Genomic DNA, 14500 nt, shown 5'->3' on the forward strand with positions numbered 1-14500 from the left:
CCCGTGCGAGATCTCAAAGGTCCGTCGCAGAAAGGGGATTGGATCAGTGAAGGGCGATCGAGTCGAGATAGTCGTGGACGCCGGGGACACGACCCGTACGTACGAAGTGGTGGCCTCCAGAGCAGGCCGCAGGGTGGAGACAGCGGTCCGCCGGGGGGTGGTCGAAGTGAGTGAAGTCACCAGGAGCGGATCAGTGGTGCGCACCGCGCGCTTCATGGCGACCAGAGTGCTCGCCCTGGTCGAACAGCCAGTACCCAGGGAGGACGCCTCCGAGCGTCCCCTCGGGGATGACCCCAAGGTCCGATAGGCCCGTCTCCACCCAGGGGAGTACGCCGACTACCCACGGCTCATCCTCCGGGAGGCCCGGCATTCGGTACGCGGGCATGACGCCGCCCGTCCGCCGAATCCCTAATGTTGAAGTCATGCGGCGGGCGTCGCACTCGTCCCCCGAGGCCAAACGCCCGCCGCTCCACATCAGGTCAGGAGAGGAACCATGGCGGACACGGCAGCGCGGACCATCAGCCGCACGCGGGGACGCAGGGCTTATGCCTCGTTCGGCAGCCGTCCGTCGTCCGGCAAGCGCCACCCGCTGGTGGCGACAGCCATGGTTCTTCCTCTGGCGGCCCTGCTCGCAGTCGTCTTCGGCGGCTGGGAAGCGGTGGTCACACAGGCGTCGTCCGTGGGCGTGATGCTGGGGCGCTGAGCGGCGCCCCGGGTCCGGAAGAGCGGTTCGGACCGGGACATCCGGCCAACAACCCCGTGGGGACGGGGGTGCGGCGGACGGCAGCGTTTGTCCGGTCAGCTGGGGAGCTGACCGGACATCGCGCTGTCCGGGGTCCTTACCGCGTACGCTCCTCGGCGGACCCGGTGTCGGCCGGCCCGCAGATCCTGCGCCACCGGGGGAGACCGTGACCACCGCAGTCATACGTGCGCTGGGCGCCCTCGCCCACGGAGCTGCCCATGCCCATGCCCGTGCTCATGCCGGCTGCGACTGTCCGCCGCCGGTTGTGCTCGCGGACCGGGCGGACGGCGCCGTGGTCCGCAGTGGCCCGGTCGTCGCCAAGGCCCACGCTCCCGGTACGGACACCGCCGCCCTGGCCGTACGCCTGCGGCTGGCGGCCCGTCCGGGCCTGGCGGACGTCCTGCTCGCCCCCCTGCCCGTAGGCCGTGTCCTGGCGCCCCCGACGGGCCCGGCGAAGGACGCCACGTCCTCCGTCGCCCCGTCGCCGTACCTCACCGGGTTCCACGGCCGCCCGGTCACCCTGTGGCCCCACGGGGAGCCCGTGGACCCGGGTGACCCGGACGCGGCACCGTGGGAGGAGGCCGCCGTGCTCCTGGCACGCCTCCACAGCACCGAGCTCCCGGCTTCCGCGCCCGTGCACGAGCGGCCTCCCGGGTCCGCGGCCGGGTGGTCGCGCGGGCTCCCGGTGATGCGGGGGCCCGCGAAGGCGGCTCTGGCCGTGGACCGGATGTGCGGGGCGGGCCCGGGGCAGCCGTCCGTCGCGCCCGTGCTCGCGGCCTGGCGGCGGCTGCCCGCCTGGGCCCGCGACGAGGCCCCTGCCCCCGCGCACCGCGCGCGCTTCCTCTGCCACGGCGATCTCCACCTGGGCCAGCTCGTCCGGTACCCCGCGCTGCGCGGCCACTGGCTGCTGATAGACGTGGACGACGCGGGCATCGGTGACGCCACCTGGGATCTGGCCCGGCCCGCGGCCTGGTACGCGGCCGGACTGCTGCCGCCCGACGTCTGGTTCCGCTTCCTGGACGCCTACCGGGCCGCCGGCGGTCCCGCGCTGTCCGCCGAGGGCGACCCCTGGCCCGAGTTGGACGTCGCCGCCCGCGCCCTGACCGTACAGACCGCGGCACTGGCCCTCGCCAAGTCCGCGGCGGAGGCGAGGGATCCGGATGAGGTGGAACAGATGATGATCGAGGCCTGTGCCCGAATTGCCGCTCTCCCGCCCGAGTTGGCCGCCGAGCACGCGTCGTAGGGTGAACCGACCGTCGGCGGACACGCGTTCCGGCGACGGCTAACCGACGGCGAGGAGTGAGCCCGAACATGCAGTGTCCCAAGTGCCACGCACAGATGCACACGTACAACCGCAATGGCATTCAGATCGAGCAGTGCAGCGGCTGCCGGGGGATATTCCTGGACTATGGCGAGCTGGAGTCCCTGACCCGCATGGAAGCGCAGTGGACGCAGCAGGCTCCGCCCCCGCCGCCGGCCCCGCAGGCCTACCCGGCCGCTCCCGCGCCCGCCTGGGGCGCCCCGCAGCAGCAGCATTACGGCGGTCACCACGGCCACTACCGGCAGAAGAGCTTCGGCCGGATGCTCTTCTCGTCCTGAGCCAGTTCGCCGTGCTGCGGTCCGGACGGCACCCGTCGTTGCCGCGCGCGGCCGTGCTGCGGTCCGGACGGCACCCGTCCGGACCGCAGCACGGCCGCGCGCGGCAACGACGAAGCCCCGGTCATCAAGATGACCGGGGCTTCGGGCTGTGCGCGATACTGGGATTGAACCAGTGACCTCTTCCGTGTCAGGGAAGCGCTCTCCCGCTGAGCTAATCGCGCAGGGTGACCCTGCGTGTACTGCGTGCGCGATACTGGGATTGAACCAGTGACCTCTTCCGTGTCAGGGAAGCGCTCTCCCGCTGAGCTAATCGCGCGGGGGTCCTTGCGGACCGGTGGACGATACTGGGATTGAACCAGTGACCCCTTCCGTGTCAGGGAAGTGCTCTCCCGCTGAGCTAATCGTCCTTGGAGGTGGAGACGGGATTTGAACCCGTGTAGACGGCTTTGCAGGCCGTTGCCTCGCCTCTCGGCCACTCCACCAGGGGTGGGGGTTCGGGAAGGACCCCCACCTTCTGCGAGCGGACGACCAGGTTCGAACTGGCGACCTCAACCTTGGCAAGGTTGCGCTCTACCAACTGAGCTACGTCCGCTTGTCGGTTCCGGTTCACTTGCGCGTCCCGGCGACGTGATGAACTCTAGCGGATTCCGGGGCCAGTACAAAAACGCGTTTGTGCAGCGTGCTGAGGTGCACCCGCCCCGGCGCAGGTCACCGCGGGCCGTCCTAGACTCACCGACGTGCACGACCTTGCCCCAATGGCCCGCTTCGGCGGCCTCGTCGCCTCCGATCTGCAGGATGTGACCAGCGATCCCGCGGCCCTCGACTCGTCCGGCTTCTGGGCCGTGTCCGCCGATTTCGAGGGCCGGCTCGTCTGTGCCCGCTTCGCCACCGTACGCACCGCCGCCGTGCCCGCCCCGGTGCGGGGTGCCTGGCGCGGGCCCGCCGCCGGTGACTGGAGTTCGTCCCTGGACCGCGCCGCGTACACCGCCGGCGTCCGCCGCATCCGTGAGTACATCGCGGCGGGCGAGGTCTACCAGGCCAACCTCTGCCGGGTGATGACGGCCCGGCTGCCCGACCCGGCCGCCGCGGACGTGGACGCCCTCACCTCGCTGCTGGCGCGCGGCAACCCCGCCCCGTACGCAGGAACGATTCGGCTGCCCGCGCACGGCGTGGAGATCGCGACCGCGTCCCCCGAACTGTTCCTCCGCAGGGACGGCCGCGCGGTCGAGTCCGGGCCGATCAAGGGCACCGGCCGTACCGAGGACGATCTGCTGGAGAAGGACCACGCCGAGAACGTGATGATCGTCGACCTGGTCCGCAACGACCTCGGACGGGTCTGCGCCACCGGATCGGTCGGCGTTCCCGAACTCTGCGCGGTCGAGAAGCACCCGGGCCTCGTCCACCTGGTCTCCACGGTGCGCGGCCTGCTGGCCGAGGGGACCGGCTGGCCGGAGCTCCTCGCCGCCGCCTTCCCGCCCGGCTCGGTCACCGGCGCCCCGAAATCCAGTGCGCTGAGGATCATCGGGGAACTGGAGACCGTCCCGCGCGGCCCGTACTGCGGCGGCATCGGCTGGGTGGACGCCGACCGCGCCACCGCCTCGCTCGCCGTGGGCATCCGCACCTTCTGGACCGACCGCACCGGGGCCGCCCCGGTCCTGCGCTTCGGCACCGGCGCCGGCATCACCTGGGGCTCGGATCCGGAACGCGAATGGGACGAGACCGAACTCAAGGCGTCCAGGCTGCTCGCGGTAGCGTCGGGCGCATACGAAGCAACCGGAAGGACCGCACCATGAAGATCTGGGTCAACGGCGAACTGCGCGCCGCCGATGACGCCCGGGTGTCCGTGCTCGACCACGGGCTCACCGTGGGCGACGGCATCTTCGAGACGGTCAGGACCACCGACGGCAGGCCCTTCGCGCTCACCCGGCACCTCGACCGGCTGGCCCGCTCCGCCCGGGGCCTCGGTCTGCCGGTGCCCGATCAGGACGAGGTACGCCGGGCCTGCGCCGCCGTCATCGAGGCCAACCCGGCCGCCCTCGGCCGGCTGCGGATCACCTACACCGGAGGGATCTCGCCGCTCGGGTCCGACCGTGGCACGGCCGGCCCCGGTCTCGTCGTCGCCCTCGGGGAGGTGAAGCGCCGCCCGGACACCACGGCGGTCATCACCGTCCCCTGGACGCGCAACGAACGCGGCGCGCTCGCCGGGCTCAAGACCACCTCGTACGCGGAGAACGTCGTCGCGCTCGCCCGCGCCCACGAGCGGGGTGCCACCGAGGCGCTCTTCGCCAACACCGTCGGACAGCTCTGCGAGGGCACCGGGTCCAATGTCTTCGTCGTCCTCGACGGGCAGCTGCACACCCCGCCGGTCGCCTCCGGCTGTCTGGCCGGGATCACCCGCGCGCTGGCGGTGGAGTGGACCGGGGCGCAGGAGACCGAGCTGCCGTTCGACGTCCTGGAACGGGCCGAGGAGATCTTTCTGACCTCCACCCTCCGCGACATCCAGTCCGTCCACCGGGTCGACGGCAGGGAGCTGACCGCCGGCCCGGGACCGGTCACGGCCAAGGCCATGAGCATCTTCGACGAGCGGGCCGGCAACGACCTGGACCCGTAGGGACTGTCGTCGAACTGCCGTCGCCGCCCGCGAAACACGGGGGACGACCGTAAAAGCGGATGACGGTTCGGCGTGCGGGGGATAGAAATCCCTTGATGACCACGACACTCCGGCCTTCCGGGCCGATTCAGCCGGGCGCCGACGGCGCACAGGACCACGCGTACGACGTCTGCGACAACGGGCGGCCCGTCGGCGCCGTCGAGATCGGCATGGAGCCGCGGTCGGCCGGTGCGGCGGGCCTGCTGCGGTCCCTGCGGATCGACGAGCCCGTCCGCAGGCGCGGCCGGGGGACCATCGCCGCCCTGGCGGCCGAAGAGGTGCTGCGCGGCTGGGGCTGCACCCAGGTGCGTACGGAGGTGCCCGCCGCCGACACCGCGGCGCGGCGTCTCGCCTCCGCACTCGGCTACACCGAGCGCAGCAGGAACATGATCAAGTCGTTGCCGTCGGTTCCCCCGGCCCTGCCGGACGGACTGACCGCACGCCCGATGACACCCGGGGAGTACGCGCGGTGGGAGGACCGAGCCGTCGCCGCCTACGCGGAGAGCCTGATCACCCGGGGCGTCTCGGAGGAGACCGCCCTTCAGCTCGCCCGGACCTCCCACTCCCGGCACCTCCCGGACGGCCTGGCCACCGAGGGCACCCATCTGCACTTCCTGATCCACGAGGGCGAGACCGCGGGGTACGTCTGGGTGGCCCGCTTCGAGATGCACCCCGGCCTGCTCGTCGGCTACGTGTTCGACGTGGAGGTGCACGAGGAGTTCCGGGGCCGGGGATACGGGCGGGCGCTGATGCTCCAGGCCGAGCGCATCGCGCTCGCGGCGGGCGACGAGCGGCTGGGCCTGCACGTGGTCACGGCCAACACACCCGCCCTCCGGCTGTACGAGTCGCTGGGCTACGAACCGACCCGGTACAACCTGACCAAGCAGCTGTAGGCCCTCCGCCGGTCCCGGGGCCTCAGCCCTGTCCGGCGAGCAGCCGGTCGGCGATCTCCTCGATCCGCTCGCGCAGACCCTCCTGGCTCTTGCCGCCGTCCAGCCGCTCCTCGCCGATCACATACGTCGGGGTGCCGGTGACTCCGATCGCTTTGCCCTCGGCCTGGTCGGCGTCGACGATCAGCAGGTGGCGGCCGTCGATCAGGGCGGTGTCGAACTCCTCGGCGTCCAGGCCGAGTTCCTCCGCCACCTCGATCAGCAGCGGCTCGCCGGTGCGGGCGAGGTCGGCGGTGCGGGCGAGCACCGCCTCGATGTACGGCCAGTCCTTGCCCTGTGCGGCGGCCTCCTCGACGGCCTGCGCGGCCGCGTAGGCGTGCTTGTGCTTCTCCAGCGGGAAGTGCCGCAGCCGTACCTCGATCCGGTCGCCGTACCGTGCCCGCAGGGCGTGCACATCGGTGAGGGCGTGGTGGCAGTCGGGGCACTGGAGCTCGCACCAGAGGTCGAGGACGACCGGTGCCGCGGGGGTGGATTCACTCATGGGCCCAGTCTCCCAGGGTGCGCGGGAGAGGCCCGACCGGCACCGGTACCGGTGCCGGTGCGTACGCCCCGGGAGCCCGCCCGCACGGCACCTGCGGAGGATCCCGGCCCTGATATGTCCCTGATGTGGGCTCCGGGCGTGGCCCCGGGTACGTTGAGAGGTGCAGGATGGAAGGGACGTTTCCCCTGCGCCTGGAGGCACCGATGCTTGCCGAGACCATTTGTTCCGCGGCGTCCGCGGCGGGCCTGGGCATCGCCGCCGTCACCGCGTACCGGAAGCGCTTCCTCGCTGCGACCAGGATCGCGGCCTACTCCCTGGTCCCGATCGGGCTGGTTTTGACCGGTGTCGTCCAGTGGGTCACGGACATCGCGTTCAAGCCGAGCGTCTGGCTGGGCTTCGGCCTGCTGGGAGTGGCCTGGCTGCTGTTCATCACGACCCGCGCGGTCGAACGGCGCGGTGGCGGTACCCGCAAGGAACGCAAGGCGGCCGCCCGTGCCGCGCGGGACGGCGCGGTGGAGCCGGCCGCCCCGGCCCCCGCCCTGGGAGCGGGCCTTCCGGCGGTCCAGCCGCAGCAGCGGGAGAAGCAGCCGGAGCAGAAGGCCGCCGCGAACGGATCGGGCGACGACTTCAGCGACATCGAGGCCATCCTGAAGAAGCACGGCATCTGAAGCACGGCATCTGAAGCACGGCATCTGAGGCGCGGCGTCCGGAGCGCCGCGTCGGGAGCGCCGCATGTGGCGCGCGCCATGTGACGCCCGCCCGCCCGCCGCAGTGCGGGAGCCCCGCCGGTATGAATCGATTCACGCATGATCCTTGACGGTGTTCGGGGATGGGGGCTAGCGTCCCGGACGGATTGAATCAATTCACTCACGCCCGTCCGTACGATGGGGTGACGCCGCTGGACCAGTGCGGCCAAGGGCACCAGTGGGGCAGGACAAGTGGCGCGTGTGGCAGGGATCAAGGATGTGGCCCGGCAGGCCGGGGTCTCCGTGGGCACGGTGTCCAATGTGATCAACCGGCCGGAGGCCGTACTCCCCGAGACGCGTGCGCGGGTACTGGCGGCCATCGAGGACCTCGGCTACGTCCGCAGCGAATCAGCCCGCCAGCTCAGGGCGGGACGCAGCCGGATCATGGCCCTCCTCGTCCTGGACATGGGCAACCCCTTCTTCGTCGACGTGGCCCGCGGGGCCGAGCGCGCCGCCCGGCAGGCGGGGCTCGGCGTGATGGTCTGCAACAGCGGCCAGAGCCCCGCGGAAGAGGCCGAGTACCTGGGCCTCTTCGCGGAGCAGCGGGTGTGCGGCGTTCTGGTCACGCCGGCCGACGCGACCGGCCACAATCTCGAATCCTTCAGCCGCCACCGGATTCCCTACGTCCTGGTGGACCGGGTCGCGTCCGGCACCGGGACCTGCGCGGTCTCCGTCGACGACGTGCGGGGCGGCGCCCTGGCCGTCGGGCACCTGATCTCCGCCGGGCACCGCTCGGTGGCCTACGTCAGCGGACCGGGCGACCTGCACCAGATCAGGGACCGCCGCACGGGTGCGCTGTCCGCGCTGGCCGAGGCGGGGCTGGAGCCCGAGGCACTCGTCGAGATCCCCTCCGACCGGCTGGACGTTGCGGCGGGACGTGACGCGGGGGCCCGGCTGCTCGGCCTGGTGCCCCGCCCCACAGCCGTGTTCTGTGCGAACGACCTGCTCGCCCTCGGCGTGCTGCAGGCCCTGTACGCGGCCGGGGTGCGGGTGCCGCAGGACATCGCCATCGTCGGTTACGACGACATCGAATTCGCCGCCGCCGCTGCCGTACCGCTCACCTCGGTCCGGCAGCCGGCGGTCGTGATGGGCCGGATGGCCGCCGAACTCCTGCTGGAGGAGGCGGACGACGACGGCCACCACGAGCACCGCAGCGTGGTGCTCCAGCCGGAACTCGTCGTGCGCGCATCGAGCTCCACCCCCCGCTGAGGCCGTCGCCCGGCCCTTCGTTCCCTCTGCCGTTCCCGTGTGCCGTTCCCTTCCGCCTGCCCGAAACGGAGACGCCGTGCCCTTGTTCGACCTGCCCCTGGACCAACTCCGCTCCTACCGGCCGGAGCCCGGCGAGCCCGACGACTTCGACGCCTTCTGGCGGCGCACCCTGGAAGAGGCGTCCGCGCACCCGCTGGACGCCGAGTTCACGGTGCACGACGCGGCGTTGAGCGGGGTCGTCGCCCATGACGTGTCGTTCGCCGGCTGGGGCGGGCACCGCATACGGGCCTGGCTGAACGTGCCCGCCGGCGCCGAGGGCCCCCTGCCCACCGTCGTCCACTACCTGGGATACGGCGGCGGGCGCGGGCTGCCGCACGACCACCTGGTGTGGCCTGCCGCCGGCTGGGCCACCCTGCTCGTGGACACCCGGGGCCAGGGCGCCGTCAACAACAACTCGCCGGGCTCCACCCCGGACCCGCACGGCGGCGGCAATCCCCAGTCTCCCGGCTTCATGACCCGCGGCATCCTCGACCCCGACGAGTACTACTACCGGCGGGTGTTCACCGACGCGGTGCGCGCCGTCGAGGTGGCCCGTACCCACCCGGCCGTCGACCCCGACCGGATCGTCGTGCACGGCGGCAGCCAGGGCGGCGGCATCGCGCAGGCGGTGGCGGGCCTCAGCCCCCACGTCAGGGCCGCGCTCGTCGACGTACCGTTCCTGACGCATTTCCGGCGCGCCGTGGAGATCACCGACCGGGACCCGTACCAGGAGATCGTCCGCTTCCTGTCCGCCCAGCACGGCGTCGGCGAGCAGGTGTTCCGGACCCTCTCGTACTTCGACGGCATCAGCTTCGCCGTCCGGGCGACGGTGCCGGCGCTCTACTCGGTTGCCCTGATGGACACCGTCTGCCCGCCGTCCACCGTCTTCGCCGCCTACAACCACTGGGCGGGCCCCAAGGAGATCGAGGTCTATCCCTGGAACAACCACGAGGGCGGCGGCTCGGCCCACCGAGGGGTGCAGCTGCGTATGCTGCGCGACCTGGGCTGACCGGCGACGCGGCGGGGGAGCGCGGGCGTTCCCGAATACGTGACGGAGGATCGGACGCCGGAGCGATTGCGGTCACCACGTGGGGGGTGAACTCCCGTGACAAAAAACCGTGTTGATCACCAACAGGGACCGGTCTGCGTCATGATCGTCCGGAGATGGTGGACACCTCCCGGGGCGATGCCCCCGCACCCCCCGCCGAAGAGCCGCGTGGCTGCCTCTTCGCGCTTTCCCAGCCTCCTCTGATGATCTTCCTCACGGTGATCGGCGGCCTGCTGCTGATGGCCGCGTTGCATGATCTTTTCGTGCTGTGAACGGCTCGCCGGCCGCTTCTTCCCTGCGGCGCGCCCGGTACGCGGCGACGTGCAAGCGGTTACCGCAGGTGCGGCTGGAGCAGTAGCGGCGGGAGCGGTTGCGGGAGAGGTCGACGAAGGCGTGCCGGCAGTCCGGCGCCTCGCAGCGCCGCAGCCGCTCCGTCTCGCCCGCCACGATGATGAACGCGAGGGCCATCCCGCAGTCGGCCGCCAGGTGGTCGGCGATCGAGGCGTCCGGCGCGAAGTAGTGCACGTGCCAGTCGTAGCCGTCGTGGTTGCTGAGCTGCGGCGTGGTGCCCGCGGCGGCCACCAGGGAGTTGACGAGCGAGGCGGCGACCTGTGCCTCGGAGGCCGCGAAGACCGCCGCGAACCGGGCCCGCACGTCGTGCACGGCCCGCAGGTCCTTCTCGTCGAGCTCGTTCACCCCGCTCAGGCGGTGGCGCCCGGCGAACGCGTAGAGCGCGGGGATGCCGGCGAGCCCGTCGGCCGGTGCCCCGGCCTCCGGCTGCGCGCTCTCGGGCGCGGTGTTCACCAGATCGACCACCGTGTCGAGGGCGATCCGGGTGTCGTGTGGGATCAGCACGCTTTCGCTCCCTGGCCTCCGGCGGGCGGGGCGCCCACCGATGCCGGCTGACTCTACTGGCTCGGCCGCGTCGCCCCCAGGGGTCAGGGAGGGCCTCCGGAGCCCCTGGGGGCGCTTACCCGCCCCGGCCCCCGGTCACGGGGCGGGTAAGCCCGTGGACGCGGACCGGCGCCCCCACCACGGTGGATTCCGTGGTGGCGGCGCCGGTTTCTGCCGTATGAGGTTGTCCGCGCGACGCCGTCTCCCCGAGTCGGACGGCGTCGTGCAGTTCTCGGCCTGGCTCAGCTCTCGGCCAGGATGTGTGAGAGCTCCGTATCGAGATCGAAGTGACGATGCTCGGTACCCGGCGGGACCGCGGCGTCGGTCCTCTTCAGGAACGACTCCAGGGCCCGTGCCGGGGCCTCGAGCAGGGCTTCGCCCTCCGGGGAGCTCAGCGCGATACAGACGACGCCCTGGCCGTGACTACGGGATGGCCAGACGCGGACGTCTCCGGTGCCGGTGGGCCTGTGCAGCCCCTCGGCAAGGAGGTCGCGGGCGAAAACCCACTCGACCGTCTCCTCCGCTCCGGTGTGGAAGGTGGCGTGCACGGCATACGGATCGGCCGTGTCATACCGCAGGCCCGCGGGTACAGGCAGTGAGGACTCGCTCGACACAACGAGGCGCAGGTGCAGCTCGCAGCTGACCGTGGTGTTCATAAGCGCCAGGGCCTTTCGCTCAGTGTGCGCTCGGGGATTCGCACGTCGGCGAAATCGACATGCCACCTACGGTGGCGTTGTAAACCCCTCTGACCGTTTTGTGATCCTTGAGGTAGCTCGCACAGCGGTGTGTAACTTTGGGTCACGCGGCCATTCCAGTGACGAAAGCCGTTCCGGTAGGTTGACCCCCATGAGTGCGGAGAGTGACGAGCGGGACGGAGCCGCCGCACCGGCGGATCCGCCGCCCGCGACGGGGGACGTGGCGGGCGGCGGGACGGGGGACGTCGCGCGGGACGTGACCACGGAGGGCCCGGAGCTCGGCTCCAGGGCGCCCGGGTTCATCAAGGCCTCCAGGGCGCTGCACCTGAGCTGGCAGGTCGGCGTGTTCCTGGTCGGCCTCGCGGTGGTGGTGGCGGGCATCATCATGCTGCCGCTGCCCGGCCCCGGCTGGCTGGTGATCTTCGGTGGCATGGCGATCTGGGCGACCGAGTTCGTCTGGGCGCAGCTGGTGCTGCGCTGGACCCGGCGGAAGGTCACCGAGGCCGCCAGGCGGGCACTCGATCCCAAGGTCCGGCGGCGCAACGTCGCGCTCACCGTGATCGGTCTGGTGATCATCGCGGTGCTGGTGGGGATCTATGTGTGGAAGTTCGGAATCGTCATGCCGTGGAAGATCCACGAGTGACCCGGAGCCGGTCGGGGGGCGCCGCTGACATGGGGTAATGTTTGGCGTGCGCCCGGGCGATTAGCTCAGTGGGAGAGCGCTTCGTTCACACCGAAGAGGTCACTGGTTCGAACCCAGTATCGCCCACCCCGGACCGACGGCCCGGAAGCTTCTTGGAGCTTCCGGGCCGTCGGCGTTCTCGGGTGCGCTGTTCAAGCGCCTCGACGCTTCTCGTCCCAACCGTTGACGCCGCTGATGGCGCTCCCCGCTTTGACCGGTCCGAGGCTTTCGGGGGCGCCCCGGGCCGGCCACGCGGTCACATCACCGCATCCGGCCCAGGGCGTCCCGCAGCCGCCGGGCGTCGCGCAGCCGCTTCTCGTACGTCGCCCCGACCGCCAGCAGCAGCGCCCCGGCCAGCGCCGGAGCCACCCAGCGCGGCATCGAACCCACCACCTGGACCACATACGGCGCGAGCTCGTGCAACGCGTCCAGCGCCAGCACCGCACCGCCCAGCACCAGGAGGGCCTGGAGCCGCCACCGCGCCCCCAGCAGCGTGATCAGCAGCGCCGCCGCACCGAGCAGCAGCGGCCGCAGCCAGTGCGGATCGGCCCAGGCGGCGAGGAGCGACGGCACCAGTGTCGCCGCCAGAGCAGCCCCGTACGCCGTCCACGACGACGCGGCGGGATCACGGCGCCGGCGCAGCACACCGATCGCCAGCGCCGCCACGGTCACCGGCAGGGTGTACGCCTCCGGGGACGACACCCCGGACGCCGACAGCCGGACCCAGGCCGCCGTCACGAACAGCACCGTCGCCAGGTATCCGGCCACCGGCCGCCGCTCAGGGCGCAACGCCGTGCCCGCCGCCAGCACCGCGCACAGGGCCAGCACCAGAGCCAGGAACGGCAGGTCGCCCACCGCCATGCCCACAGCGGGCAGCGCCGCCGCACCGCCGGTCAGCTCGACCGGCAGCGCCACCGCGTGCGCCTTCAGCCGGGCGCCCAGCAGCACGGTCACCGCCGGCACGGCCAGGAGCAGCGGAGCCGCCCGGTGCGCCGCCAGCCCCAGTGAGACACCGCACGCACCGGCCAGCACGACGCCGCAGAGCACCGCCGCGCACGCCGCCACCGCCTGCACGGTCGCCGCCACCCGGTCCGGCCGCGACGCCGGGGCCGCGGGAGCGTCCAGCGCGACCGCGGCCGCCACGAGCGCCACCAGCAACGTCCCGAACACCGCGTACGTGGCCGCTTCCGTGCCCAGCGACAGCAGCGTCACGTCCACCGCACCGACCGCCCCGCACACCGACGCCGTCAGCGCCACCCCCGTCGTCCCGCGCCGCAGCCCGACCACCGCCACCGCGAACACACCCGCGACCAGCACCAGTTGCACCGAAACGGCCACCGCGTACGACGTGTCCAGCGCGGCCGGCAGCACCGCCAGCCCCGCCCAGCCGAGCACCGGAGCCGTCGCCCCGACAGCGCCCCGCGCCGAGGGCCCGGGGGAGAGCGCCGGACCGGCCCACCGCAGCACGCCCTCCCACGACCGGTACGCCGCCGCGAGCACCACTGCCACCACGAGCAGTACAACGGGGGCCGAGGCCATCTCCGTCCACGGCAGCCCCGCCGCACCCGTCGCACCCCGGGCACCGCCGTGCGGCGCACCCGACCACACCCGGCCCAGCTGTACCACCGGACCCGTCAGCGACACCGCGACCGGCGGCAGCGAGAACAGCACCGATCCGGCCGTCACCACCCCCGACGCCCACAACAGCCCCTGCCCGGCCGGACGCCCCAGCGGAGCCCGTACACCGGCCGACAGCGCCCCGCCGCACAGCAGATACACCGGCACCGCCCAGCCGCCGGGCACTCCCGCGACCACCACTCCGGCGACGCCGGCCACGGCCGCCAGACCGGCCACCAGGCCACCGGCCACCGCAACCGCCGCCGGTGCCCGCCGAGACCCGCACAGCGCGATCGCCGAACCCGCCAGCAGCAGCGCCCCCGGCGCCACCGCGTCCGCCGGCGCATCGGCCACCAGCGACTTCACCAGCGCCAGCAACAGCCCCACACCACCGGTCACCCAGAGACCGGAGCAGGCCGTCACGCGCAGGGCGACTCCCTTGCCCCGCAGCGCGATCGCACAGTCCAGTGCCGCCGTCGCCAGCAGCGCACCCGCGAACACCAGGGCATCCGCCCGCTCCGCCCACGCCCACAGCAGCAGCGGCAACTGCGCGCCGAGCACCGCGGCGGGCAGCGGCAGCCGCAGCCCGCCGAGCAGCAGCCCGTACACCGCCCACAGCACGGCCAGCACCGCCGAAGCGGCCGCCGCGTAGCCCAGGCCGCCCGTCTGCGGAAGCGCCACCTCATGCAGCGCGTACGCGTCCAGCACCATCAGGACCGACGCGAGGGCCGCGAGCGACTCCGCCGTCGAGGACAGCCCTCGGCGCAGCAGCACCGCAGGCGCGGCCAGGGATGCCGCCGTGACGGTCGCCAGAACCGCCGAGCGGCCGCCGATCCCCAACTGGCCCCAGCCGACCAGGGTGAACGCGATCGCCGCGACCGTCAGCAGCAGTCCGCCGAGGGCGAGCAGCACATTCTGCGGACCACGGGTGCGGACCGCGGGAACGGACGGCCGGCCCGGAACCGCGAACGGCGGCGGGAACGAGGGCGCGGGAGGTGGCGCGACCGGCGGCGGGCCGGGCGTCCGCAGGACGCTCAGCAGCCAGGCGCGGCGGTGCAGCAGCTGGGACCGGCGCAGGTCCAGCCCGGCGAGCTCGCGGTCGAGGAGTGCCAATTCCTCGGCAGGCGGAGGCAGATGTGTCATGAACG

Annotated in this window: 14 protein-coding genes, 6 tRNA genes and 1 pseudogene; 12 read left to right on the top strand and 9 right to left on the bottom strand. The window is 72.4% G+C overall.

Features of this window, described 5'->3' with window-relative positions:
* Positions 1-46: 46 nt before the first annotated feature.
* From AB0I52_RS19945 to AB0I52_RS19960, 4 genes are all read left to right on the top strand, one after another.
* The gene (locus AB0I52_RS19945; protein ID WP_363074323.1) at positions 47-307 is read left to right on the top strand and encodes a hypothetical protein; all 261 of its coding nucleotides are present in this window, start codon (positions 47-49) and stop codon (positions 305-307) included.
* Positions 308-493: 186 nt separating this feature from the next.
* Entirely contained in the window at positions 494-703 is a 210-nt protein-coding gene (locus AB0I52_RS19950) for a hypothetical protein (RefSeq protein WP_363074325.1), read from the top strand.
* Positions 704-908: 205 nt separating this feature from the next.
* On the top strand, positions 909-1985 hold the full coding sequence (locus tag AB0I52_RS19955; protein ID WP_363074327.1) for a phosphotransferase: 1077 nt from the start codon (positions 909-911) through the stop codon (positions 1983-1985).
* 68 nt (positions 1986-2053) lie between these two features.
* Positions 2054-2341, top strand: a complete 288-nt coding sequence (locus tag AB0I52_RS19960; RefSeq protein ID WP_363074329.1) for a zf-TFIIB domain-containing protein — start codon at positions 2054-2056, stop codon at positions 2339-2341.
* Between the two features lie 149 nt (positions 2342-2490).
* On the opposite strand, the gene AB0I52_RS19965 is transcribed toward AB0I52_RS19960, so the two are convergent.
* The 5 genes from AB0I52_RS19965 to AB0I52_RS19985 form a co-directional block, all read right to left on the bottom strand.
* Positions 2491-2562 (bottom strand) — tRNA-Val (locus tag AB0I52_RS19965).
* A 23-nt stretch (positions 2563-2585) separates the two neighbouring features.
* A tRNA-Val gene (locus AB0I52_RS19970) sits at positions 2586-2657 on the bottom strand.
* Positions 2658-2676: 19 nt separating this feature from the next.
* Positions 2677-2748 (bottom strand) — tRNA-Val (locus AB0I52_RS19975).
* A gap of 1 nt (position 2749) precedes the next feature.
* Positions 2750-2823 (bottom strand) — tRNA-Cys (locus tag AB0I52_RS19980).
* 37 nt (positions 2824-2860) lie between these two features.
* Positions 2861-2933, bottom strand: a tRNA-Gly gene (locus AB0I52_RS19985).
* 163 nt (positions 2934-3096) lie between these two features.
* Between AB0I52_RS19985 and AB0I52_RS19990 the strand changes: the two genes are divergently transcribed.
* From AB0I52_RS19990 to AB0I52_RS20000, 3 genes are all read left to right on the top strand, one after another.
* Complete coding sequence (locus tag AB0I52_RS19990) at positions 3097-4134, top strand: chorismate-binding protein (RefSeq protein ID WP_363074447.1); 1038 nt, start codon at positions 3097-3099, stop codon at positions 4132-4134.
* The gene (locus AB0I52_RS19995) at positions 4131-4952 is read left to right on the top strand and encodes an aminodeoxychorismate lyase (protein ID WP_363074331.1); all 822 of its coding nucleotides are present in this window, start codon (positions 4131-4133) and stop codon (positions 4950-4952) included. Before AB0I52_RS19990 ends, AB0I52_RS19995 begins: the two co-directional genes overlap by 4 nt.
* Positions 4953-5047: 95 nt before the next feature.
* On the top strand, positions 5048-5884 hold the full coding sequence (locus AB0I52_RS20000; RefSeq protein WP_363074333.1) for a GNAT family N-acetyltransferase: 837 nt from the start codon (positions 5048-5050) through the stop codon (positions 5882-5884).
* Between the two features lie 22 nt (positions 5885-5906).
* On the opposite strand, the gene AB0I52_RS20005 is transcribed toward AB0I52_RS20000, so the two are convergent.
* The gene (locus tag AB0I52_RS20005) at positions 5907-6422 is read right to left on the bottom strand and encodes a DsbA family protein (RefSeq protein ID WP_363074335.1); all 516 of its coding nucleotides are present in this window, start codon (positions 6420-6422) and stop codon (positions 5907-5909) included.
* Positions 6423-6625: 203 nt separating this feature from the next.
* Between AB0I52_RS20005 and AB0I52_RS20010 the strand changes: the two genes are divergently transcribed.
* The 3 genes from AB0I52_RS20010 to AB0I52_RS20020 all read left to right on the top strand — a co-directional run bounded on the left by AB0I52_RS20010 (position 6626) and on the right by AB0I52_RS20020 (position 9425).
* A complete protein-coding gene (locus tag AB0I52_RS20010; protein WP_363074337.1) occupies positions 6626-7090 on the top strand; it encodes a hypothetical protein in 465 nt (154 codons plus the stop codon).
* A 270-nt stretch (positions 7091-7360) separates the two neighbouring features.
* The gene (locus AB0I52_RS20015) at positions 7361-8377 is read left to right on the top strand and encodes a LacI family DNA-binding transcriptional regulator (RefSeq protein ID WP_363074339.1); all 1017 of its coding nucleotides are present in this window, start codon (positions 7361-7363) and stop codon (positions 8375-8377) included.
* 76 nt (positions 8378-8453) lie between these two features.
* Positions 8454-9425: an acetylxylan esterase gene (locus AB0I52_RS20020; RefSeq protein WP_363074341.1), complete on the top strand. Its 972-nt coding sequence runs from the start codon at positions 8454-8456 to the stop codon at positions 9423-9425.
* A 318-nt stretch (positions 9426-9743) separates the two neighbouring features.
* Here AB0I52_RS20020 and AB0I52_RS20025 read toward each other — a convergent pair.
* Positions 9744-10319 (bottom strand): annotated as a pseudogene (locus AB0I52_RS20025) (CGNR zinc finger domain-containing protein); the annotation flags it as partial.
* Positions 10320-10600: 281 nt separating this feature from the next.
* The gene (locus AB0I52_RS20030; RefSeq protein WP_003959770.1) at positions 10601-11014 is read right to left on the bottom strand and encodes an SsgA family sporulation/cell division regulator; all 414 of its coding nucleotides are present in this window, start codon (positions 11012-11014) and stop codon (positions 10601-10603) included.
* A gap of 190 nt (positions 11015-11204) precedes the next feature.
* Between AB0I52_RS20030 and AB0I52_RS20035 the strand changes: the two genes are divergently transcribed.
* Both AB0I52_RS20035 and AB0I52_RS20040 read left to right on the top strand, forming a co-directional pair.
* Positions 11205-11696, top strand: a complete 492-nt coding sequence (locus AB0I52_RS20035) for a TIGR02611 family protein (protein WP_363074343.1) — start codon at positions 11205-11207, stop codon at positions 11694-11696.
* A gap of 54 nt (positions 11697-11750) precedes the next feature.
* Positions 11751-11822 (top strand) — tRNA-Val (locus AB0I52_RS20040).
* A gap of 174 nt (positions 11823-11996) precedes the next feature.
* Here the strand turns inward: AB0I52_RS20040 and AB0I52_RS20045 are convergent.
* Positions 11997-14495, bottom strand: a complete 2499-nt coding sequence (locus AB0I52_RS20045; RefSeq protein WP_363074345.1) for a hypothetical protein — start codon at positions 14493-14495, stop codon at positions 11997-11999.
* Between the last annotated feature and the right edge of the window lie 5 nt (positions 14496-14500).

The organism is Streptomyces sp. NPDC050423 (genome assembly GCF_040655445.1).
Classification (GTDB): Bacteria; Actinomycetota; Actinomycetes; order Streptomycetales; family Streptomycetaceae; genus Streptomyces.